Origin of the sequence: Kutzneria sp. NPDC052558 (genome assembly GCF_044547355.1) — a bacterium.
In the GTDB taxonomy this organism is placed as follows: Bacteria; Actinomycetota; Actinomycetes; order Mycobacteriales; family Pseudonocardiaceae; genus Kutzneria.
On record NZ_JBIUAG010000002.1, the window covers coordinates 501,641 to 522,135 of the forward strand.

Below are 20,495 nucleotides of genomic sequence, written 5' to 3' on the forward strand. Positions count from 1 at the left end.
CCAATGAACATTTCCCATGGAAACGATGCGTGCTACACATCACTACGTGGACGTGGACGAGCTGCGCTGGTTCATCAGGGTCGCCGAGAGCCGGACCGTGACCGAGGCGGCCGAGACGCTGCACCTGTCCCAGCCGGCGCTGTCGCGAGGCCTGGGCCGGCTCGAACGGGAGGTCGGCGCGCCGCTGTTCGACCGGGTCGGGCGGGGTTTGCGGCTCAACGCCAATGGTCAGGCGCTGCTGGAGGGCGCGCGGCGGGCGGTGTCCGCGGTCGACGGCGCGCGGCAGTCCATCGGCGAGTTGGCCGACCCCGATCGCGGGACCGTGAACCTGGCGTTCCTGAACACCATGGGGCCGCTGGTCGTGCCGACGCTGCTGAGCGGATACCGGCCACGCCGCCCGAACGTGCAGTTCCGGCTGCGGCAGGGCGGGACCGAGCGGATCGAGCAGTACCTGCTGGACGGGCTGGTCGACCTGCTGTTGATCTCCACTCCGGGGTCGCCCGGCATCGTCTGGCAGCCGCTGCTGCGGGAGCCGCTGGTGCTGGTCGTGCCCACCCACCACCGTCTGGCCGGGCGGTCGACCGTGCGGCTGGCCGAGGTGCGCGACGAGCCGTTCGTGATCTTCTCGCGGGGCTTCGGGATGCGGCCGACCACCGAGCGGCTGTGCGCCGAGGCCGGATTCTCGCCGCGGATCGCGTGCGAGGGCGAGGACGGCGCCACGCTGCGGGGGCTGATCGGCGCCGGCTGTGGCGTCGGACTGATGGGGCCCGGTCCCGCTCCCCTGCCCGACGTCGTCGAGCTGCCCGTGTCCGACCCGCCGTGCTACCGGATGATCGGGCTCGCCTGGTGCGACCGCTTCATGCCGGCCGCCGCCGACGCCTTCCGCTCCTTCGCCCTGGCCGAGGCCAAACCCCCTGGCACCTGGCGCCCGTTCACGCTAGCCTCAGATTCGGAGTAAACGTTCCGTTTAGGGGGTAGATCGAGATGACCGCACCCGCCGAGGTGTTCCGCCAGCTGGTCGACGGCGTCGTCGGCCACAAGTGGGACCAGCTTCCCCTCTTGTACGCCGAGGACGCCGTCGTCACCCACCCGTTCAGCACCGATCCCGCCGTCGCCCGCCTGGAGGGCCGCGCCCAGATCCGCGAGCACTTCGCCCAGGCCGCCGAGATGGCCGTCGACTTCCGCGCCGAGGACCTCGTCGTGCACCAGACCACCGACCCCGAGGTCATCGTCGGCGAGTACACCTACCGCGGCAGCCTGGGCGGGCAGGACATCGCCATGCCGATGATCCTGGTGGTCCGGGTGCGGGACGGGTTGATCGTCGAATCCCGCGACTACACCGGCGGGCGCTGAACACGTCGCGCGACCACACCGGCTGACCTTGATCTGAAGGAATCCACCACCCACCCTCCCGGGGGGCGTGCCCAAACCCATTCTACCGGCGGCCACGCACGGCCGATCTTGGAATCGGGCGGTTGTGGACAACTTCAGAGTTGTCCACAACCGGGGTCGGTCAGGCCCAGAGGTGGCCGTCCATGCGTTGGGCGGCCTCGTCGAGGGTGCCGGAGTAGGCGCCGGTGGACAGGTACTTCCAGCCGGCGTCGGCGACGACGAAGACGACGTCGGCGGTCTTGCCGGCGGCGGCGGCCTTCTCGGCGGCGGCCAGGGCCGCGTGCAGGATGGCGCCGGTGGAGATGCCGGCGAAGATGCCCTCGGACTCCAGCAGCTGCCGGGTCCGGCGCAGGGCGTCGTAGGAGCCGACGGAGTAGCGGCCGGTCAGCACCTCGGGGTCGTAGAGCTCGGGCACGAAGCCCTCGTCGAGGTTGCGCAGACCGTAGACCAGCTCGCCGTAGCGGGGCTCGGCGGCGATGATCTGGATGTCGGGCTTGTGCTCCCGCAGGAACCGGCCGGCCCCGACGAGGGTGCCGGTGGTGCCCAGGCCGGCCACGAAGTGGGTGACCGACGGCAGGTCCCGAAGAATCTCGGGACCGGTGCCGTCGTAGTGCGCCTGCGCGTTGGCCGGGTTGCCGTACTGGTAGAGCATCACCCAGTCGGCGTTCTGCTTGGCCAGCTCCTTGGCCATGGCCACGGCCTGGTTGGAGCCGCCGGCCGCCGGCGAGAACACGATCCGGGCGCCGTAGGCCTGCAGCAGCTGCTTGCGCTCGGTGGAGGTGTTCTCCGGCATCACGCAGACCAGGCCGTAGCCCTTGAGCTTGGCCGCCATGGCCAGCGAGATGCCGGTGTTGCCGGAGGTCGGCTCGAGAATGGTGCAGCCCGGCCACAGCGTGCCGTCGCGCTCGGCCGCCTCGATCATGGCCAGCGCCGGCCGGTCCTTGATCGAGCCGGTCGGATTGCGGTCCTCCAGCTTCGCCCACAGCCGCACCGTCTCCGACGGCGACAGCCGGGGCAGCCCAATCAGGGGCGTGTCACCGAGGGCGTCGAGCAGCGAGTCGTACCGGGCCACGGCGAGGTCAGCGGCTGCCGCCGGCCACGGCCGGCAGGATGGTCACGTTGTCGCCGTCGGCGACCTTGGCCTCGAGCCCGCCGGCGAAGCGCACGTCCTCGTCGTTGACGTAGATGTTGACGAACCGGTGCAGCACGCCGTCCTTGACCAGGCGGGACTTCAGGCCGCCGTGGTTGGACTCCAGGTTGTCGATCACCTCGGCGAGGGTGGCCCCGCTGGCCTCGACGGACTTCTCACCGCCGGTGTGGGTGCGCAGGATCGTCGGGATCGAGACGGTGATGGCCATGTGCTGTCTAACCTCCGCTATCGGCCTTGACTGTTGGCTGGGACGCCCGGCGACGGCCGGTTATTCCCGGTAGGACTCGACGATCTCCACCGGCTCCTCGGCGATGTCGCCGTCGACGATCCGGTAGGACCGGAACTCGTGGCTGTCCGGCTCCCGGGTGGACACCAGCACGTAGTGCGCCTCCGGCTCGCCGGCGTAGGACACGTCGGTGCGGGACGGGTAGGCCTCGGTCGCGGTGTGCGAGTGGTAGACCACCGCGGGCACCTCGTCGTTGGCGTCCATCTCCCGGTATAGCCGCAGCAGGTCGCCCGACTCGAACTCGTAGAACGTGGGCGAGCGGGCGGCATTGAGCATGGGCACGAAGCGCTCGGGCCGGTCCGGCGACGGGCCCGCGATCACCCCGCACGCCTCGTCGGGATGGTCCCGGCGGGCGTGTTCGACGATGGCCTCGACCAGGTCACGGCGGATCACCAGCACGGGACCCATCCTAGTAGGTGGCCGGTGTTGTCCCGAGTCGTGGGAATCAGCCGGTCAGCTGGTCGGCCAACTCCGGACGCAGCGCGGTGACGAGCTGTCCTTGCAGGTCGGCGAGCAGTCCGGCCCGCCGCACGGCGGCGTCACTCGATCGGGTGTCACCTTCGACCTCGCGCGGCACCCAGACCAGCCGGGCCTGGCCCAGCACCATGATCCAGTCGTCCACGCCGGACAGCGGATAGCTCGCCGGGCCCGCGTCCGGGATCGAGGCCAGCACCCGCCGGGCCGCGTCCCGCAGCTCCTCACGCAGGCCCACGCCGTGACGGGCCAGGAACTCCTGCGCCGACGGGCCGTAGTCGGAGACCGGCGGCAGCACCCGGTCCAGCAGGGCCAGCCGCTCCCGGTCGAACCGCAGCCGGTCCCGGAACCTGCCCTGCGGCGGCGCCTCGTCCAGCATCCGGGCCAGCGTGCCGATGCCCTCACGCAGCGCCGACACGGTGAGCTCGCTGAGGTTGAGCAGCACCTGGCTCTCGCCGACGACCACGTCGAAGCCGCTCACGGGGTGTTCCTCTCGATCATCGGCCGCAGCCCGAAGCGCAGCATCCGGGCGGCGATCACCTCGGCGTCCTCCCGGGTCTCGGCCAGGCCGACGGTGGCCTTGCCGGCGACGGCGATCTGTCGGGTCAGCGCGACCGCGTCGGCCGCCGGCAGCCCACAGACCCGGTTGAGGACGTCGGCGACGACCGCGTCCTTGCTGTGCAGGTCGTTGTAGGCGACCACCCGGAAAACCGTCACTGCGGTCCCACCTCCACCAATTCCGGCCGCAACGTCACCAGGATGTCGTGCTGCACCGCGCTCAGGTAACCCGCGACGACAGCCCGTTGAGTGTCGGTGTTCGGCGGCGTGTCCCGATCCGTGAACAGCAGGCGTCCGACGCCGAGCACCCGCAGCAGGTCGTCGGCGTCGGCCGCCGGATAGCGCGGGGGCCACGGGCCGTCCAGCGCCGCCAGCACCCGGCGGGCCGCCGCCAGCAAGTCCGCCTTCGCGGCGTTGCCGTGCCGCTTCTCGTACTCCGCCTGTTCACGGCGCGACTTGTAGGCCGGCGGGAACAGGTCGTTCAGCACCCTCCGCCGCGACAGCGACCACCGGTTGCCGTCGAGCTCCGCAACCAGCACCCCGACCGTGCGCCGGAGCACCGCCACGCTCTCCACTCTCAGCGACAGCACCAGGAAATCGCCGTACAGCGCGACGTTCTCCTCCAGCGTGGTCACCGGTCGGCCCGCCCGACCGAGGCGTCCAGGCCGTAGGTGTGCAGCCGCGCCACCATCGCCTCGGCGCCGGCGCGGTCGGCGGCGGAGATCATCGCCGAGCCGTGCTCGTGCACCCGCCGCATGCCGGCGATCGCCTCGTCCATGGACAGCCCGACAATGCGCTGGAACACGTCCACGACCAGCGGAAACGTGTTCACCTCGTCGTTGTGCACGACAATGTGCCAATCCGTCACAATCCCCCCAAAGCCTCCGGCCAAGCGTCACGGTACGCCGGAATGCCGGCGACCGTGGTGGCGGCGAGGATCCCGTGCACGATGGCCCGGGCGAAGACCTGCGCGCCGGCCTCGCAGACGCGGTCCAGGGCCATGCCGCGGACGCCGGACAGCTCCTGCCGGCCGGTGGCCAGGGCGAAGATCGTGTCGCCGTCGTACATGGCGTGGGCGGGGCGGATGGCGCGGGCGAGGCCGTCGTGGGCGACCGCGGCCACGCGCTGGCATTCGGCCTTGGACAGCACGGCATCCACGGCCACGACGCCGATGGTGGTGTTCAGCGCCGATCGCTTGGGCTTGAGCTCCACGGCCGGCGTGCCCGGAGCCGACAGCCCGAACTCGCCGTCGATCTCGTGGTCCGAGGCCCACGGGACGCCGACGGGATTCACCGCCTCCCCCATGGCATTCACGGCGACGATGGCCCCGACCGTCAGGCCATCCACGACCGTCGAAGCCGTTCCGATGCCGCCCTTGAGCGACCCGCAGCGTGCCCCGGTTCCGGCGCCGACACAGCCCTGCTCGACCGGGCCATCGGTGGCCGCTGCACAGGCGGCGTAGCCGAACGAGGCGTCCGGACGATGGCCCCACTCCCCCAGCTTCAGGTCGAACAGCACCGCCGACGGCACCACCGGCACCACTTCGTGCGGCAACTCCCCGACGCTCACGCCGTGGTTGCGCTCGGCCAGCCACCGCACCACGCCGTCGGCCGCCGCGAGCCCGAAGGCGCTGCCGCCGCTCAGGCACACCCCGTGGATCTCCTGCACCAGCCGGGACGGCTCCAGCACATCGGTCTCCCGGGTGCCCGGCGCGCCGCCGCGCTGGTCCACGCCGGCGGTCGCACCGTCCGGCACGAGGACCACGGTCGTGCCCGTGGCCCAGCCGTCGCCGAGCCGCTGGTGCTGCCCGACCAGCACGCCCGGCACGTCGGTGATCACGACGACACCGCGGTGACCAGGCTCTCCTGCACCCAGGTCAGCCAGTGGTAGACGCCGAGATGGGACGAGCGTGGATCGTCCTCCGGCAGCTCCTCCGGCATGTCCTCGGTGACGTCCAGGGCCGTGCCCAGGGCCAGCCGCACGTCGTTGATCGCCGACAGCCAGGCGTCGGCGTCCTCCATCGACAGCACGATCTGGCCGCCGTCCGGCGGGCACGTCTCCATCACGACCTGCGCCACGCCCGTCTTCACCGCCAGCAGCTCCGGCTCGTGCAGGCTGCGCATCGCCGCCGCCGAGTCCATGTCCTCCTGGCTGGGCTGGTCGTCGTCCAGCCGGTGGAAGTCGGGCAGCAGCCGCGACAGGATCGGGTCGTCGGGCGCGGTGGACGGCCCCACCTTGATCCCGGTCAGCTCGGCCAGCTCGTCCTCGGGCGCGTCCTGCTCACGGGCGGCCAGCATGTCCAGCACCTGGCCCACCAGCCCCCGCAGGATCGCCGCCTCCTGCCGGTCCACCTCGGCGACGATGCGCTCGCCCTGCCGCCGCCAACCCCTCATGAATCCTTCTGCATGGTCGCCCACAGGCCGGCGGCGTGCAGTTTGGCCACGTCCGACTCCACCTTCTCCTTGCTGCCGGACGAGACGATCGCCCGGCCCTTGTGGTGCACGTCGAGCATCAGCTTGGTGGCCTTCTCGCGGCTGTAGCCGAAGATCTTCTGGAGCACGTAGGTGACGTAGGACATCAGGTTGACCGGGTCGTTCCAGACCACGGTCAACCAGGGGTTGTCCTCGCTGCCGACCTCACTTACCTCCGGAAGCTCATGCTCGACGGGCGTGGTCATACCGCCAATGGTGTCATGCCGTTCCCCGTTAGGCTGATCAGCTATGACCAGTTCGAGCACCGCGCTGCTCACCGACCACTACGAGCTGACGATGCTGTCCAGCGCGCTGCGGGACGACACCGCCGACCGCCCCTGCGTGTTCGAGGTGTTCGCCCGCCGGCTGCCCGACGGCCGCCGCTACGGCGTGGTCGGCGGCACCGCACGGCTGCTGGACGCGATCACCCGGTTCCGGTTCGACGACGCCGAGCTGAAGCGGCTGGAGACGGCCAGGGTGGTGGACGACCGGACGCTGGACTGGCTGGCGGACTACGCGTTCACCGGCGACGTGGACGGCTACCCGGAGGGCGAGCTGTACTTCCCGGGCTCGCCGATCCTGACCGTGCGGGCCCCGTTCGCCACCGGCGTCGTGCTGGAGACGCTGGCCCTGTCGATCCTCAACCACGACAGCGCGATCGCCTCGGCGGCGGCCCGCATGGTGACGGCGGCCAACGGCCGTCGCATGATCGAGATGGGCTCCCGGCGCACGCACGAGGAGGCGGCGGTGGCCTCGGCCCGCGTGGCCTACCTGGCCGGCTTCACCGCGACCTCGAATCTGGAGGCGGGCCGCCGCTACGGCATCCCGACCGCCGGCACCTCGGCGCACGCCTTCACGCTGCTGCACGACAGCGAGGCGGAGGCGTTCCGGGCCCAGGTGGAGCAGCTGGGCGCGGGCACGACGCTGCTGGTCGACACGTACGACATCACCAAGGGCATCGCCACGGCGGTGGAGGTCGCGGGCCCGGAGCTGGGCGCGATCCGCATCGACTCGGGCGATGTGGGCCCGCTGGCCCGGCAGGCCCGCGAGCAGCTGGACTCGCTCGGGGCCCGCAACACGAAGATCGTCGTCTCCGGCGACCTGGACGAGTACGCCATCGCGGCGCTGCGCGCGGAGCCGGTGGACTCCTACGGCGTGGGCACCTCGCTGGTGACCGGATCGGGCGCGCCGACCGCGGGCATGGTCTACAAGCTGGTGGAGGTGGCCGGAAGGCCGGTGGCCAAGCGCAGCTCCCACAAGGAATCCCGCGGCGGCCGCAAGGGCGCGCTGCGGCGTTTCCGCGAAACGGGCACGGCGGTCGAGGAAGTCGTCTACACCGAAGGCAACCGGCCCGAGCTCGGCGAGCACGACCGCGAGCTGCAGATCCCTCTGCTGCGGGCTGGACAGGTGGTGGCGGACCTGCCGACCATCGAGCAGAGCCGCGAACGGCTGCGGCAGGCCCTGGTCAGCGTGCCGTGGGAGGGCCTGAAGCTCTCGCACGGCGAACCGGCGATCCCGACTACCTTCCTGTGAGGCTGCGATGGCTACCGCACTGATCGTCGTGGACGTGCAGAACGACTTCTGCGAGGGCGGCTCGCTGGCGGTGGCCGGCGGCGCGGCCGTGGCGGCCGACGTCTCGCGGCACATCAGCGAGAGCTCGTACGACCACGTGGTGGCGACCCGGGACTACCACCAGGACCCGGGCTCGCATTTCAGTGACAACCCGGACTACGCGTCGAGCTGGCCGGTGCACTGCGTGGCCGGCACGCCCGGCTCGTCGTTCCACCCGGAGCTGGACGTGTCCTCGATCGAGGCGGTGTTCTCGAAGGGCGCGCACGCGGCGGCGTACTCGGGCTTCGAGGGCGTCGGGCCCGGGGGCAAGTCGCTGGAGGACTGGTTGCGGGAGCGCGGCGTGGACCGCGTGGACGTGGTCGGCATCGCCACCGACTACTGCGTGAAGGCGACGGCGAAGGACGCGCAGCGGCTGGGCTTCAATCCCACCGTGCTGCTGGACCTGACCGCCGGCGTGGGCGCGAAGAGCACCGACTTCGCGCTGACCGAGCTTCAGAGCGAAGGCGTGCGGTTCGTGGGGAACCCGAGGCTCGGCTGAGCCCCGGGTCGCGTCACGAGGTGGGCGAGCAGGCGGCGTGGCCGACGATCACGTCGCCGCTCATCGGGCCGCCGCCGTTGGGGAACAGGACGATGTGCAGCATGTTGATGGTCACGCTGCCGTCGTTGGGCTCGGCCTGGATGACCTCGTTGAAGGTGATCCGGGCCTGCGGGTTGTCGGCCGGGCCGACGGTGGTGGTGTAGTTGGCCGGGATGGGCTTCGGCGCGTCCACGCCCTGTAGGCCGCTGAACTGGAAGTTGGCCGTGGTGGACGTGGTGGTGGCGGCGCAGCTCGCGGCGTAGCTGGCCAGCTTGATCTCCGGGCCGCCGTAGGGCGTCAACGCGGTGAGGTCGAAGCTGTCGCCGGTGGCCTGCATCTTGGCGGTCTTCGCGCCGGCGTCCTTGGTGCACGTGGTGTTGCCGGCGCCGAAAGTGGCCACGCCGGCGGCCCGCGTGCCCTTGCTGGTGTTCTGCTGGTCGGCGGTGACGTCGCACGGCGCGATCGGCGGCACCGTCACGGGGCGCCCGGCCCGCGTGACGTCGACCGATCCCAGCGAGGTCTGACCAAGCGGCGTCGCCTCGGCCGGAACCGCCGTGAGCGCCATCGCCGCGACCACGGCGACCGCGCCGGCTCCGACGCGCCGCGCGCTCCTGCTCAGCATTCGGGTCCTTTCTTCGGTGAGGGTCGTTCACGTCCGATCATCTGCGTCCGGTCGCCGTCATGTAACCCGACGGCGTAGTAGCCACCCAGACGAGTGACACGTCAGCGGATTGCCACCAATTCGGGGGTGTGCGTGCCCACTCCGCCGGTGCCCAGCAGCCGGTCGAGGGCCGCCACCACCCGTTGGCCCGCCCGGCCGTCACCGAACGGATTCTGTCCGGACGGCAGGCGCAGGTGGGAGCCGAGCAGCCAGTCGGCCTCGGCGACGATGCGGGTGTCGTCGGTGCCGACCACCCAGGCGTAGCCGGCGTCGACCGCCTCGGTGCGTTCGGTGTGGTCCCGGACCACCAGCGCCGGCACCCCGAAGCTCGGCGCTTCCTCTTGCAGGCCGCCGGAATCGGTGACGACCAGGGCCGCCTGCCGCAGCACGCGGACCAGGTCGGGGTAGTCCAGCGGCTCGCACAGCCAGACCCGGTCGTGGCCCTGCAACGCGCCCGAGACCTGGGCCTGCACCGCCGGGTTGGGATGCATCGGCAGCAGCACGTGAACGTCGGGGTGACGGTCCACCATGGACCGCACGGCGGCCAGCACGCGGTCCAGCGGCGCGCCCCAGGACTCGCGGCGGTGCATGGTCACCAGCACGATCCGGCCCTGGTCGGCCTGGACGCGCGCCTCCAACTCCAGCAGATCCTTGCTGCGGGGCGGCAGTTTGGCCGCGACGACGTGCTGCAAGGCGTCCACAATGGTGTTGCCGGTGACGGTGATGCGGTCGCCAGGCACGGATTCCGCGCGCAGGGCCCGCGCGGCGGTCTCGGTCGGCGCGAGGTGCAGGGCGGCGATCCGGGAGATCATCTGACGGGTGCCCTCTTCGGGGAAGGGCGAGGTCAGGTCGCCGGTGCGCAGCCCGGCGCCGAGGTGCGCCACCGGCACGCCGCGCCAGTAGGCGGCCAGCGCGCCGGCCAGAGCGGTGGACGTGTCGCCCTGGACCATCACGGCGGCCGGGTGGCGGCGCACGATCAGCTCGTCCAGCCGCCGCAGCATGCCGGCGACCAGCTCGGCCTGGCTGCCGATCTCGCGGCGCAGCGGGATGAAGGCGTCCGGCCGCAGGTCGAAGGCGGCCAGCGCCTGCTCGACCATGCCCACGTGCTGGCCGCTGTGCACGATCATCGGGCGCAGCAGGGGATGGCCGGACAGCGCGAGCGCCACCGGCGCGGCCTTGAGTGCTTCTGGCCGGGTGCCGGCCAGCAACAGCACTTCGGTGCTCAAAGGGGCCAGCTCCTCACATGTCCCGTGTGGACGGTCGGCGGGCTGGGGGTGACGTGCGCATGCGGGGGTCCTCCTGCGGCAGGTGAAGAAGGGCGAGCCTTGGACTATTGACCTTCACCCGAACTAGGCAAAGCTCGCCGACCCACATGAGGGACACCGTTCCACCGTTTCGCCCAGCCACCGCTACTCAGTGTGCCGATCTCAGCCGGTTCAGCGTCACCTAGCCACCCGTTCCGGCCGTTCAGGGGTCGTTGCGTGACTCCGATACCTCGCTGGACGCGAACATGAAAGGACCACGCGTGACTGCTGTGACAACCCTGCGCGTCCCGGTGGCGAACCGGGCCGCCGCGGTGCTGCTGGTCGCGGCCGCCGCCGGGCTGGTGCTCGCGCGCCCGCTCCACCGGGCCGTGGAGATCTCCCTGGCCGGACTGGTGACCCCGTCCGTCCACACCGGACAGGCGGGCCGGTCGGCCTACCTGCTCGTGCCGCTGCTCCTGCTGACCTCGGTGTTGATCGCCCTCGTCCCCCGGATCACCCGAAAAGCGTTGGTGGCGCTGGGTTTCACCGCGCTGACGCTGGCCGCGGTCGACGTGCTGGCGGTATGGCTGGGGTCGGCGGCCGGCGTGCTCGGCGCGGTGGCCTCGCTGGTGGTGTTCGGGTGGTTGACCGTGCGGCGGGAGAAGTTGTGAAGCTGGGTGACCCGACCAGACTGGAATGGCACTTCTTCGTGCCCTGCCGGGACGAGCAGTCCGTCATCGGCGGCACCGTCACGTACCTGCGGCAGACGTTCAAGGCCGCGCACGTCTGGGTCATCGACGACGACTCCGACGACCGGACCGCGGCCGTGGTGCGTGGCCTGCGCCGCATCGAGGGGCGGCACATCCACCTCGTGCAGCGCTACCGGCCGCAGGCGCGGACCGGCAAGGAAGACGCCCTCGACGCCGCCTACCGGGCGCTGAAGGTGTGGCAGGGCCGGCACGCCACGCCCGAGCGGGCCATCATCACCGTGCTCGACGCCGGCAGCCGGCCGGCCTGGAACTGCCTCGGCATCACCGCCGCCCAGTTCGACGATCCCGAGACCGCGGCCGTGCAGATCGACGTGCGGACCAACGGCGAGGGCCGCAGCTGGTTCAAGCGACTGGCCAACGCCTGCCTCGCCCGCCCCGCCGACGCGAACCCGTTGAGCGGCAACGGTCGGTTCATCCGCCTGTCCGCGCTGGACTCGATCGCCGGGCCCGAGGGCCAGCCGTGGCGAGGCATGCGCCCGCTGCCGCTCGGCTACGCCCGCGACACCTTCGTCTACCAGCCGCCCACGCCCAGCCGGCTGCCCGGGCCCGAGATCGCCGCCGGCGTGAGGAAAGTCCCAGTAGTCCCCCACCCGTCCCCGATTAGGGTCACTACGAGTAACTCGTTGTGAGGAGGGGACCCGATGTCCGTGCTCGCTGTGACCGACCGCCGGGCCGTGCTGGCCGACGTGATTCCCGGGGCGCTGGCCAAGGATGCCGTGCTCGTGCTGTCCGGGGCCGCGCTGACCGGGCTCGCGGCGCAGATCGCCGTGCACATCCCGGGCAGCCCCGTGCCGGTCACCGGCCAGACCTTCGCCGCCCTGCTGGTCGGCGCCGGCCTCGGCTGGAAGCGTGGTGGGCTGTCGCTGGCCCTGTACTTCGTCGCCGGCCTCGCCGGCGTGCCGTGGTTCACCGGCGGTGAGGCCGGCTGGGCCGCCGTGACCGGCGGCTACCTGATCGGCTTCATCGCCGCCAGCGCCCTCGTCGGCGCCCTGGCCCGCGTGGGCGGCGACCGCACTCCGCTGCGCACCGTCGGCACCATGGCGCTGGGCAATCTGGTCATCTACTCCATCGGCGTGCCGTGGCTGATGGCCGCCACCGGCATGGACTTCCGCGCCGCGTTGCTGGCCGGAGTCGTGCCCTTCCTGCTCGGTGACGCACTCAAGGTCGCCCTCGCGGCGGGCCTGCTGCCCGGCACCTGGGCCCTGGTCCGCCGCTTCCAGCAGTCCTGACCGTGCGGCGGGTCGATCTCGGCGTCGTCGACTACGAGCGGGCCGCCGCGGACATGCGCGGGTGGGTGGCCGAGCGTCAGGAAGGGCGGGCCGAGGACCGGCTCTTCCTGCTCAGCCACCCGCCCGTGGTCACCTACAGCCCGCGGACGGATCCGGCCGATCTACCGACCGGCATGCAGCTAGTCGAGGTGGACCGCGGCGGGTACGCCACCTATCACGGGCCAGGGCAGTTGGTGGGGTATCTGGTGGTCGACGTGCGGCGGCGCGGGCCGGTGGACATCGTGCGGTGGGTGGAGAACGGGCTCATCGAGGCGCTGGCGGCGTTGGGGTTCGCGACCATCCGGCGGGACACGCCGCCCGGCGAGAACAGCCTCGTCGGCGTGTGGACGCCGGACCACCGCAAGCTGGTGTCGATCGGCATGCGGATCCGGCGTGGGGTGACCAGTCACGGGTTCGCCATCAACGTGGACCCGGACATGTCGGTGTACCGGGACTTCACGGCGTGCGCGCTGCCCGGCGTGACGATGTGCTCGCTGGCGGAACTGGCTTCGGAGCAGGGAGTTCCGACGCCGTCAGAGGCCGCGGTCCGAGACGCGGCCGCCACGGCGCTCGGCGCTGCATAAGCCTGTCGGGGATAGCGGGTAACGTCTTGCCCGTGCCGGAACTGCCTTCAGTCGAAGAACTGCTCGCCGAAGCCGTGGAAGCCCTCGGTGGCAAGCAGCGGCCCGGGCAGGTGGAGATGGCGCTGGCCGTCGAGCGCGCCATCCGGACCGGCGAGCACCTGGCTGTGCAGGCCGGCACCGGCACCGGGAAGTCGTTGGGCTACCTCGTGCCCGCGGTACGGCACGCCGTCGCCGAGGACGCGACCGTCGTCGTCTCCACGGCCACGATCGCGCTACAGCGGCAGCTGGTGGACCGGGACCTGCCGCGGCTGGCCACGGCGCTGAAGAAGACCCTGGGCCGCGAGCCCACGTTCGCCATCCTCAAGGGCCGGCGCAACTACCTGTGCATGCACCGGGTGCATTCCGGCGCGCCGGACGAGCCCGAGGACGAGGGCCTGTTCGACGCGTTCGCGATCTCCCGGCTGGGTCGGGACGTGAAGCGGCTGCACGAGTGGTCGTCGGACACCGAGACCGGCGACCGGGACGAGCTGGTGCCCGGGGTCAGCGACCAGGCGTGGCGGCAGCTTTCGGTCAGTGCCAAGGAATGTCTGGGCGTGTCCAAGTGTCCGATCGGCGTGGACTGCTTCGCCGAGCGGGCCCGGGCCGAGGCCGGCCGGGCCGATGTCGTGGTCACCAACCACGCGCTGCTGGCGATCGACGCCCTTGAGGGCTACAAGGTGTTGCCCGACCACGATCTCGTGATCGTGGACGAGGCGCACGACCTGGTGGACCGCGTGACGTCGGTGGCCACCGCCGAGCTGTCCACCGCCGCGCTGGCGATCGCCGTGCGGCGGTGCGGGCGGCAGATCGAGGAGGACGTCGCCGACCAGCTGTCCGAGGCCGGCGAAGGCCTGGAGATCGTGCTGTCGGAGATGCCGATCGGCCGGCTGGACGCGATGCCCCGGGCGCTGGCCGGCGCGCTGGCCGCGGTGCGGGATTCCGCGCACCGCTGCATCACCGCCCTCGGTCCGGAACGCAAGGAGGATCCGGAGGGCGCTGTCGGCCGCAAGCTCGCGCTGGCGCTGCTCGACGAGATCCACGACACCGCGGTCCGGCTGCTGGAGGCGTTCGACGAGGACGAGGCCCACCGGCGGGACGTGGTGTGGCTGGCCGGCGACTTCCGTGACGACAGCAAGCCGCCCACGGTGAAGGTCGCGCCGCTGGGCGTCGGCGGCCTGCTGCGGGAACGGCTTTTCGCGCCACGGACCACAGTCCTCACCTCCGCCACGCTCACCCTCGGCGGGACCTTCGACGCCCTGGCCCGGCAGTGGGGGCTGCCCGCCTCCAGCCAGGTGCCGGTGGTCGACGCCACCGCCACCGAGAAGGAAGTGCCGTCCGACCTGAGCGCTCCTCGCTGGAGCGGCATGGACGTCGGCTCCCCGTTCGAGCACGGCCGCAGCGGAATCCTCTACCTGGCAAGGCATCTGCCCACCCCCGGCCGCGACGGCCTGCCGCCGGCCTACCTCGACGAGCTCGTCGAGCTGGTCAACGCCGCCGGCGGCCGGACCCTCGGCCTGTTCTCCTCGATGCGCGCCGCCAAGCAGGCCAGCGAGGCCATCCGGTCCCGCATCGAGTATCCCGTGCTGTGCCAGGGCGAGGACTCCACCGCCCAGCTGGTCAAGAAGTTCGCCGAGGACGTGCGCTGCTGCCTGTTCGGCACGCTGTCCCTGTGGCAGGGCGTGGACGTGCCCGGCGACTCCCTGCAACTCGTCGTGGTGGACCGGATTCCCTTCCCCCGCCCCGACGACCCTCTCGCGTCGGCCCGCCAGCGGGCCGTGGAAGCCCGCGGCGGCAACGGTTTCCTCACCGTCGCCGCCACCCACGCCGCCCTGCTGCTCGCCCAGGGCGCCGGCCGGCTGCTGCGCTCCACCAACGACAAGGGCGTGGTGGCCATCCTCGACCCCCGCCTGGCCACCGCCCGCTACGGCGGCTTCCTGCGCGCCTCTCTACCCCCGTTCTGGACCACCCACGACCCGGAAGTGGTGCGCGCCGCCCTCAAACGCCTCGACGCCGCCGCGTCGGCCTAGCCGTTCAGCCGGACGGTCACCGGGGCGCCGTGCTCGACGGTGCGGCTGACCTTGCACTCGCGGGCCACGGCCCGGGGGACGATGGTGGCCAGGGGTTCGTCGGCCGGCAGGTCGAAGGCGATGTCGACGCTGCTGAGCTCGTGCGCGGACTGCGTTCCCGTCGCGATGACAGCGAAGTCACTTCCGCCTCGGCGGGTGATGAGCTGCTCGGCGGTCATCGCGGCACAGGCGGCGAGGGCGGCCTCCAGCAGCTGGACCGGCGAAAAGCCGTCGCCGCCGACCTCAACGGTCGCCCCGTTGGCAGTGCGGGCCACGAACCGGCCCTCGCCCACGCGCCGGACTGTGACGCTCACGAGGCCCGCTGCGCGACGACGGTGACGGTGCCGGGGGCGACCTCGGTGAACCCCGCGTCCCGCACGGCGACGACGCCACGGGAGTGCCAGGCGCCGGCGGGGTCTTCGCCCGGGGTGAGGAGCTTCCAGTCAGCGGGCTCCGGAGTCCTTACGGCACAAGGGAATCCAGCGGCCTGCCAGGCGGCGAGCTCGTCGGCCGGCAGCAGGGCGGCGAGCAGCATGGTGGCGTGCCCGACCTGGGCGGCGGCCTTGCCGGCGGTCATCGGCACATCGGGATTGATCCACAGCACCGGAACCCCGGGCGGGGCGGCCCCCGGTTCGTCGAACGGCAGCTCGCTGCCGGTGATCTGGAGCCGCTTCACCTCGTACGGCGTCTCGGCGACCTTCCACGGCAGCAGCGCCCGGGCCTCGGCGTCGCCGACCCGCACGGTCACCCCGGGCAGCGCCTGCACGGCCTCCCAGTGCGCCCCACGGGCCCGTCGCGACACCTTGCGGATCCGGCCGTCGATCCACGCCGTCACCTCACCGTGCCACTCCCCCTCGGGCTCGGTGGCCCGGGGATCGAGGCAGACGGCGATCGCCGCCGCCGCGGCGGCCTCCAGCAGCGGCGTCCGGTCCGGCGGCGTGGCCTTCTCGATGCGCAGCACGATCGGCATGGCCCGGACCTCGGCGGGGTCCTCGTCGGAAGTGTCCTGCGGCGCGGGGCGGCGCAGCCACCAGGCGTAGCGGTCGGCAAGCGGTTGAAGCACGTTCACAGGCGCAATGGTTCCAGACCGTCGGCGGCGTCGGCCGCCTCGACCTCGGCGCGGGTGACGCCGAGCACGAACAACACGGCGTCCAGGAAGGGGTGCGAGAGGGCGGCGTCGGCGACCTCACGCAGGGCGGGCTTGGCGTTGAAGGCGACGCCCATGCCGGCGGCGGAGAGCATGTCGATGTCGTTGGCCCCGTCGCCGACGGCGACGCACTGGGCCAGCGGGATGTGGAAGGCGTCGGCGAACTCGCGCAGCGCGGCGGCCTTGCCGGCCCGGTCGATGACCCGCCCGGTGGTGCGCCCGGTCAGCCGGCCGTCGACGACCTCCAGCTGGTTGGCCATGCAGAAGTCCAGCCCCAGCTCGTCGGCGAGGCCCTGGATGACCCGGGTGAAGCCGCCGGAGACCACGCCGCAGCGGAAGCCCAGGCGCTTGAGCGTGCGAACGGTGGTGCGGGCCCCTGGCGTCAGCTCCAGCTCGGCGGCGACGTCGTCGAGCACGGTCTCGGGCAGCCCGGCCAGCAGCGCGACCCGCCGCTCCAGGGACTGGGCGAAGTCCAGCTCGCCCCGCATGGCGGCCTCGGTGATCTGCCGGACCTGGTCCTCGCAGCCGGCGCGGGCGGCCAGCATCTCGATGACCTCGCCCTGCACCAGCGTGGAGTCCACGTCGAAGACGACCAGTCGCTTGGCCCGTCGGGTCAGCCCGGCCCGCTCCACCGCCACGTCCAGGTTGACTCGTGAGGACACCTCGGCCACCGCGTTGCGCAGCAGAGTGTCCTGCTCGCCGGTGTCGTCGGGCACCGAGACCCGCAGCTCCAGGCCGGTCACGGGATAGTCGGCGACCCGGTGGATGGCGTCGATGTTCACGCCCAGCGCGGCCAGCTTGCGGGCGACCTCGGTGAACGCCCGCGCGGTGACCGGCCGGCCGAGCACCACCAGCACGTGGCTGGAGCCGTTCTGGGAGGAGCTGCGCGGGTCGGCCCCGACCTCCACGTCCACGTTCATCGCGACGCTGGCCATGGCCTGCTCGACCGACTCCTGCAGGCCCTCCGGGTCGCGCTCGTCCTTGACCAGAACCCCCAGCACCAGCTTGCCCCGGATGACCACCTGCTCCACGTCGAGCACCTCGACGCCGTGCCGGGTGAGCACCGCGAACAGCACCGACGACACGCCGGGCTTGTCCGGCCCGGTGACGGTGATCAGGACCGTGCTGGCTTGGGGGCTAGTCACCCGCTCAGTTTGCCGGAAAAGCAAGCGGGCCCCGGTGTGTCGGTGATCACCGGGGCCCGCTTGCTCGAATGTTCAGTTGACGGTCACTTCTCCGTCGGGTCCTCGCTACCCGTGACGGCCGCGGTGAGCACCTCGGACGGGGCCGGCGTGTGGCCGTACTCCGCCTCCAGCCGCAGCCGCTCCACCATGTGCGGGTAGTGCAGCTCGAAGGCCGGCCGCTCGGAGCGGATCCGCGGCAGCGAGGTGAAGTTGTGCCGCGGCGGCGGGCAGGAGGTCGCCCACTCCAGCGAGTTGCAGTAGCCCCACGGGTCATCCACCTCGACGACCTCGCCGTACCGGTAGCTGCGGAACACGTTCCAGATGAACGGCAGCGTGGACGCGCCCAGGATGTACGCGCCGATGGTGGAGATGGTGTTCAGCGTGGTGAAGCCGTCGCTGGCCAGGTAGTCGGCGTACCGGCGGGGCATGCCTTCGGCGCCCAGCCAGTGCTGCACCAGGAAGGTGGTGTGGAAGCCGATGAACGTGGTCCAGAAGTGGAGCTTGCCCAGGCCCTCGTCCATCATCCGGCCGGTGATCTTCGGGAACCAGAAGTAGATGCCCGCGTAGGTGGCGAACACGATGGTGCCGAAGAGCACGTAGTGGAAGTGCGCCACCACGAAGTACGAGTCGGACACGTGGAAGTCGATCGCCGGCGCGGCCAGCAGCACGCCGGTCAGGCCGCCGAAGAGGAAGGTGATCAGGAAGCCGACGCTGAACAGCATCGGCGTCTCGAAGGTCAGCTGCCCCTTCCACATGGTGCCGATCCAGTTGAAGAACTTCACACCGGTCGGGACCGCGATCAGGAAGGTCATGAACGAGAAGAACGGCAGCAGCACCGCGCCGGTGGCGTACATGTGGTGCGCCCACACGGTCACCGACAGGGCCGCGATGCCCAGCGTCGCGTAGATCAGGCCCTTGTAGCCGAACAGCGGCTTGCGGCTGAACACCGGGAAGATCTCGGACACGATGCCGAAGAACGGCAGCGCGACGATGTAGACCTCGGGATGGCCGAAGAACCAGAACAGGTGCTGCCAGAGGATGACGCCGCCGTTCTGGGGGTCGAACACGTGCGCGCCCAGATGCCGGTCCGCCAGCAGGCCGAACAGGGCCGCGGTCAGGATCGGGAAGGCCAGCAGCACGAGGATCGAGGTGACCAGGATGTTCCAGGTGAAGATCGGCATCCGGAACATGGTCATGCCGGGGGCGCGCAGGCAGACCACCGTGGTGATCATGTTGACGCCGCCGAGGATGGTGCCGAGGCCGGACAGGATCAGGCCGACGATCCACAGGTCCGCGCCGACGCCGGGCGAGTGCACCATGTCGGATAGCGGGGTGTAGGCGAACCAGCCGAAGTCGGCAGCGCCGCCCGGGGTCAGGAAGCCGGCGACCACGATCGTGCCGCCGAACAGGTAGGCCCAGTAGGCGAACGCGTTCAGCCGCGGGAAGGCGACGTCCGGCGAGCCGATCTGCAGCGGCAGCACGAAGTTGGCGAAGCCGAACACGATCGGCGTCGCGTACAGCAGCAGCATGATCGTGCCGTGCATGGTGAACAGCTGGTTGAACTGCTCCTGCGAGAGGAACTGCAGCCCGGGCTGGGCCAGCTCGGTGCGCATGAGCAGGGCCATCGCGCCGCCGACCATGAAGAAGGCGAACGAGGTGACCAGGTACATGATCCCGATCTGCTTGTGATCGGTCGTGTGGAACAACCGCAGCAGTGCGGATCCCTTGACCGTCGTTCGCGTCGGATAGGGACGCGTAGCGATCGGCTGCGGTGCTACGGCCGTCACGATGCCCTCCAGCCAGTGTCATCTCGGGAAACCAGTTGGATCGTAGACCGGCGAGATCAGGTCAGCTCGCCTGGGCCGGCACTGACCGGTCCGAGTGACCGCCGTCACCACTCGTGATCGCACGATCGGACACGGAACCGGCGATTCGGGCGGCGGCGGCCTTGCTCGCGAAGGGTGTCGACGTCCCGGCCGCAAGATCGACTCCAAGACCGACTTGACACGTTTGCTCGCGTATCTCCGCAGGTGAAGAGGTATTGACCTCCAGTTAGCTGGAGCTTGGAAGCTTGATCCATGCGAGTGGTCAGCGTGCGTGCCTATGGTGGTCCCGACGTCCTCGAACTGCGTCACGAACCCGATCCGGTCGCGGGTGACGGCGAGGTGCTGATCGACGTCGAGGTGGCCGATGTGCTGCTGCTGGACGCCCGGCTGCGATCGGGCTGGGGCCGGCAGTGGTTCGACCTGCGGCCGCCTTATGTCCCGGGTGCGGCGGTGGCCGGCCGAGTCGGACCGGAAGGCCGGCGGGTCGTCGCCCACACGGGAAGCAGCGGGGGCTACGCGACCCGGGTCGCGGTGCCCTCGACGCACGTGGTGCCGATACCCGACGGGGTGTCGACGCAGGACGCCGCCGCGTTGGCCACCGACGGCGTCACGGCCACGGCCCTCAGCGATCTGGTCGCCGTCCGACCCGGCGAGCGGGTGCTGATCACCGCGGCGGCCGGCGGCATGGGCGTGTTGCTCGTGCAGCTGATGCTGGCCGCGGGGGCCGAGGTGGTCGGGGCGGTTCGCGGCGACCGCAAGCTCGCGTTGGTGCGCGGGCTCGGCGCGGAAGCCGTGGACTACTCGGCCGCCGACTGGGCCGATCGGGCCCGGGCCGCCGTCGGCGTGGAGTCGAGCGCCGACGGCGGCCCGGCGCCGGCCGGCTTCGACGTGGTGCTGGACGGCGTCGGCGGCTCGATCGGGCAGGCCGCGTTCGAGCTGGTCGTCGACGGCGGCCGGATGTCCGCCCATGGCGCGGCCGATCCCGAGGTCGCGCCGGTCGATCCCGCGGCGGCGGCCCGCCGCGGCGTGCGGCTGACCGGCATGGAGACAGTGCAGTTCGAGCCCGCCCGTCGCAGCGAGCTGATCGGCCGAGTCCTGGCCGAAGCCGCGGCCGGCCGGGTGCGTCCGGTGATCGGCCGGACGTTCCCGCTGGCCGACGCGGCGATGGCGCACAAGGAGGTGGAGAACAGGACGGTTGCAGGGAAAACCTTGCTGCTCGTGTGACC

General features: G+C 71.3%; 26 protein-coding genes. 10 read left to right on the plus strand and 16 right to left on the minus strand.

Annotation, left to right across the window (positions count from 1 at the left end; translation table 11 throughout):
- The first annotated feature begins 25 nt into the window (after positions 1-25).
- Entirely contained in the window at positions 26-958 is a 933-nt protein-coding gene (locus tag ACIG5F_RS05425) for a LysR family transcriptional regulator (RefSeq protein WP_396516146.1), read from the plus strand.
- A 26-nt stretch (positions 959-984) separates the two neighbouring features.
- The gene (locus ACIG5F_RS05430) at positions 985-1,353 is read left to right on the plus strand and encodes a nuclear transport factor 2 family protein (protein WP_396516147.1); all 369 of its coding nucleotides are present in this window, start codon (positions 985-987) and stop codon (positions 1,351-1,353) included.
- Positions 1,354-1,513: 160 nt separating this feature from the next.
- On the opposite strand, the gene ACIG5F_RS05435 is transcribed toward ACIG5F_RS05430, so the two are convergent.
- The 10 genes from ACIG5F_RS05435 to clpS are packed head-to-tail and all read right to left on the minus strand — an operon-like array spanning position 1,514 to position 6,537.
- Positions 1,514-2,464: a PLP-dependent cysteine synthase family protein gene (locus ACIG5F_RS05435; protein WP_396516148.1), complete on the minus strand. Its 951-nt coding sequence runs from the start codon at positions 2,462-2,464 to the stop codon at positions 1,514-1,516.
- 7 nt (positions 2,465-2,471) lie between these two features.
- Positions 2,472-2,750, minus strand: a complete 279-nt coding sequence (locus tag ACIG5F_RS05440) for a MoaD/ThiS family protein (RefSeq protein WP_396516149.1) — start codon at positions 2,748-2,750, stop codon at positions 2,472-2,474.
- Positions 2,751-2,810: 60 nt separating this feature from the next.
- On the minus strand, positions 2,811-3,236 hold the full coding sequence (locus ACIG5F_RS05445) for a Mov34/MPN/PAD-1 family protein (protein WP_396516150.1): 426 nt from the start codon (positions 3,234-3,236) through the stop codon (positions 2,811-2,813).
- Between the two features lie 37 nt (positions 3,237-3,273).
- Complete coding sequence (locus ACIG5F_RS05450) at positions 3,274-3,783, minus strand: hypothetical protein (RefSeq protein WP_396516151.1); 510 nt, start codon at positions 3,781-3,783, stop codon at positions 3,274-3,276.
- Positions 3,780-4,019 carry an ATP-dependent Clp protease adaptor ClpS gene (locus ACIG5F_RS05455; protein ID WP_396516152.1) on the minus strand — a complete coding sequence of 80 codons (240 nt, stop codon included), beginning with the start codon at positions 4,017-4,019 and terminating at the stop codon, positions 3,780-3,782. The genes ACIG5F_RS05450 and ACIG5F_RS05455 overlap by 4 nt, the downstream gene beginning before the upstream one ends.
- A complete protein-coding gene (locus tag ACIG5F_RS05460) occupies positions 4,016-4,495 on the minus strand; it encodes a hypothetical protein (protein ID WP_396516153.1) in 480 nt (159 codons plus the stop codon). The genes ACIG5F_RS05455 and ACIG5F_RS05460 overlap by 4 nt, the downstream gene beginning before the upstream one ends.
- Positions 4,492-4,728, minus strand: a complete 237-nt coding sequence (locus ACIG5F_RS05465) for an ATP-dependent Clp protease adaptor ClpS (RefSeq protein WP_396516154.1) — start codon at positions 4,726-4,728, stop codon at positions 4,492-4,494. The genes ACIG5F_RS05460 and ACIG5F_RS05465 overlap by 4 nt, the downstream gene beginning before the upstream one ends.
- On the minus strand, positions 4,725-5,699 hold the full coding sequence (locus tag ACIG5F_RS05470; RefSeq protein ID WP_396516155.1) for a P1 family peptidase: 975 nt from the start codon (positions 5,697-5,699) through the stop codon (positions 4,725-4,727). Before ACIG5F_RS05470 ends, ACIG5F_RS05465 begins: the two co-directional genes overlap by 4 nt.
- Positions 5,696-6,253 carry a DUF2017 domain-containing protein gene (locus ACIG5F_RS05475; protein WP_396516156.1) on the minus strand — a complete coding sequence of 186 codons (558 nt, stop codon included), beginning with the start codon at positions 6,251-6,253 and terminating at the stop codon, positions 5,696-5,698. The genes ACIG5F_RS05470 and ACIG5F_RS05475 overlap by 4 nt, the downstream gene beginning before the upstream one ends.
- Positions 6,250-6,537 (minus strand): ATP-dependent Clp protease adapter ClpS, encoded by a 288-nt coding sequence (gene clpS, locus ACIG5F_RS05480; RefSeq protein WP_396516157.1) that lies wholly within the window; start codon positions 6,535-6,537, stop codon positions 6,250-6,252. The genes ACIG5F_RS05475 and clpS overlap by 4 nt, the downstream gene beginning before the upstream one ends.
- Positions 6,538-6,580: 43 nt before the next feature.
- Between clpS and ACIG5F_RS05485 the strand changes: the two genes are divergently transcribed.
- Together ACIG5F_RS05485 and ACIG5F_RS05490 are read left to right on the plus strand one after the other, a co-directional pair.
- Positions 6,581-7,864 (plus strand): nicotinate phosphoribosyltransferase, encoded by a 1,284-nt coding sequence (locus ACIG5F_RS05485; RefSeq protein WP_396516158.1) that lies wholly within the window; start codon positions 6,581-6,583, stop codon positions 7,862-7,864.
- A gap of 7 nt (positions 7,865-7,871) precedes the next feature.
- Entirely contained in the window at positions 7,872-8,441 is a 570-nt protein-coding gene (locus ACIG5F_RS05490; RefSeq protein ID WP_396516160.1) for an isochorismatase family protein, read from the plus strand.
- Between the two features lie 13 nt (positions 8,442-8,454).
- Here ACIG5F_RS05490 and ACIG5F_RS05495 read toward each other — a convergent pair whose 3' ends face one another.
- Both ACIG5F_RS05495 and wecB read right to left on the minus strand, forming a co-directional pair.
- A complete protein-coding gene (locus ACIG5F_RS05495) occupies positions 8,455-9,102 on the minus strand; it encodes a choice-of-anchor P family protein (protein WP_396516161.1) in 648 nt (215 codons plus the stop codon).
- 101 nt (positions 9,103-9,203) lie between these two features.
- A complete protein-coding gene (gene wecB, locus ACIG5F_RS05500; RefSeq protein ID WP_396516162.1) occupies positions 9,204-10,367 on the minus strand; it encodes a non-hydrolyzing UDP-N-acetylglucosamine 2-epimerase in 1,164 nt (387 codons plus the stop codon).
- Between the two features lie 299 nt (positions 10,368-10,666).
- Here wecB and ACIG5F_RS05505 point away from each other — a divergent pair, with 299 nt between their 5' ends.
- Genes ACIG5F_RS05505 through ACIG5F_RS05525 form a run of 5 tightly spaced genes read left to right on the plus strand, consistent with a single transcriptional unit; the run spans position 10,667 to position 15,073 of the window.
- On the plus strand, positions 10,667-11,056 hold the full coding sequence (locus ACIG5F_RS05505; RefSeq protein WP_396516163.1) for a hypothetical protein: 390 nt from the start codon (positions 10,667-10,669) through the stop codon (positions 11,054-11,056).
- Complete coding sequence (locus ACIG5F_RS05510) at positions 11,053-11,784, plus strand: glycosyltransferase (protein WP_396516164.1); 732 nt, start codon at positions 11,053-11,055, stop codon at positions 11,782-11,784. The genes ACIG5F_RS05505 and ACIG5F_RS05510 overlap by 4 nt, the downstream gene beginning before the upstream one ends.
- Positions 11,785-11,796: 12 nt before the next feature.
- Entirely contained in the window at positions 11,797-12,384 is a 588-nt protein-coding gene (locus ACIG5F_RS05515) for a biotin transporter BioY (protein WP_396516165.1), read from the plus strand.
- Positions 12,385-12,386: 2 nt separating this feature from the next.
- The gene (lipB, locus tag ACIG5F_RS05520; protein WP_396516166.1) at positions 12,387-13,007 is read left to right on the plus strand and encodes a lipoyl(octanoyl) transferase LipB; all 621 of its coding nucleotides are present in this window, start codon (positions 12,387-12,389) and stop codon (positions 13,005-13,007) included.
- Between the two features lie 32 nt (positions 13,008-13,039).
- Positions 13,040-15,073 carry an ATP-dependent DNA helicase gene (locus ACIG5F_RS05525; RefSeq protein WP_396516167.1) on the plus strand — a complete coding sequence of 678 codons (2,034 nt, stop codon included), beginning with the start codon at positions 13,040-13,042 and terminating at the stop codon, positions 15,071-15,073.
- On the opposite strand, the gene ACIG5F_RS05530 is transcribed toward ACIG5F_RS05525, so the two are convergent.
- The 4 genes from ACIG5F_RS05530 to ctaD all read right to left on the minus strand — a co-directional run bounded on the left by ACIG5F_RS05530 (position 15,070) and on the right by ctaD (position 19,230).
- On the minus strand, positions 15,070-15,426 hold the full coding sequence (locus ACIG5F_RS05530; protein ID WP_396516168.1) for an OsmC family protein: 357 nt from the start codon (positions 15,424-15,426) through the stop codon (positions 15,070-15,072). The genes ACIG5F_RS05525 and ACIG5F_RS05530 overlap by 4 nt on opposite strands.
- Positions 15,423-16,181 carry a peptidyl-tRNA hydrolase gene (locus ACIG5F_RS05535; RefSeq protein WP_396516169.1) on the minus strand — a complete coding sequence of 253 codons (759 nt, stop codon included), beginning with the start codon at positions 16,179-16,181 and terminating at the stop codon, positions 15,423-15,425. Before ACIG5F_RS05535 ends, ACIG5F_RS05530 begins: the two co-directional genes overlap by 4 nt.
- The gene (serB, locus tag ACIG5F_RS05540; protein ID WP_396516170.1) at positions 16,178-17,404 is read right to left on the minus strand and encodes a phosphoserine phosphatase SerB; all 1,227 of its coding nucleotides are present in this window, start codon (positions 17,402-17,404) and stop codon (positions 16,178-16,180) included. The genes ACIG5F_RS05535 and serB overlap by 4 nt, the downstream gene beginning before the upstream one ends.
- A gap of 83 nt (positions 17,405-17,487) precedes the next feature.
- Positions 17,488-19,230 carry a cytochrome c oxidase subunit I gene (gene ctaD, locus ACIG5F_RS05545; RefSeq protein ID WP_396516171.1) on the minus strand — a complete coding sequence of 581 codons (1,743 nt, stop codon included), beginning with the start codon at positions 19,228-19,230 and terminating at the stop codon, positions 17,488-17,490.
- Between the two features lie 291 nt (positions 19,231-19,521).
- Here ctaD and ACIG5F_RS05550 point away from each other — a divergent pair, with 291 nt between their 5' ends.
- A complete protein-coding gene (locus ACIG5F_RS05550; RefSeq protein ID WP_396516172.1) occupies positions 19,522-20,493 on the plus strand; it encodes a zinc-binding dehydrogenase in 972 nt (323 codons plus the stop codon).
- Positions 20,494-20,495 lie beyond the last annotated feature (2 nt).

Bases quoted from the DNA above. Each gene is read 5' to 3' on its own strand.
- ACIG5F_RS05425 (WP_396516146.1), top strand. From the start codon at position 26: ATGCGTGCTACACATCACTACGTGGACGTGGACGAGCTGCGCTGGTTC.
- ACIG5F_RS05430 (WP_396516147.1), top strand. From the start codon at position 985: ATGACCGCACCCGCCGAGGTGTTCCGCCAGCTGGTCGACGGCGTCGTC.
- ACIG5F_RS05440 (WP_396516149.1), bottom strand. From the start codon at position 2,750: ATGGCCATCACCGTCTCGATCCCGACGATCCTGCGCACCCACACCGGC.
- ACIG5F_RS05445 (WP_396516150.1), bottom strand. From the start codon at position 3,236: ATGGGTCCCGTGCTGGTGATCCGCCGTGACCTGGTCGAGGCCATCGTC.
- ACIG5F_RS05475 (WP_396516156.1), bottom strand. From the start codon at position 6,253: ATGAGGGGTTGGCGGCGGCAGGGCGAGCGCATCGTCGCCGAGGTGGAC.
- clpS (WP_396516157.1), bottom strand. From the start codon at position 6,537: ATGACCACGCCCGTCGAGCATGAGCTTCCGGAGGTAAGTGAGGTCGGC.
- ACIG5F_RS05485 (WP_396516158.1), top strand. From the start codon at position 6,581: ATGACCAGTTCGAGCACCGCGCTGCTCACCGACCACTACGAGCTGACG.
- ACIG5F_RS05490 (WP_396516160.1), top strand. From the start codon at position 7,872: ATGGCTACCGCACTGATCGTCGTGGACGTGCAGAACGACTTCTGCGAG.
- ACIG5F_RS05495 (WP_396516161.1), bottom strand. From the start codon at position 9,102: ATGCTGAGCAGGAGCGCGCGGCGCGTCGGAGCCGGCGCGGTCGCCGTG.
- ACIG5F_RS05515 (WP_396516165.1), top strand. From the start codon at position 11,797: ATGTCCGTGCTCGCTGTGACCGACCGCCGGGCCGTGCTGGCCGACGTG.
- ACIG5F_RS05550 (WP_396516172.1), top strand. From the start codon at position 19,522: ATGCGAGTGGTCAGCGTGCGTGCCTATGGTGGTCCCGACGTCCTCGAA.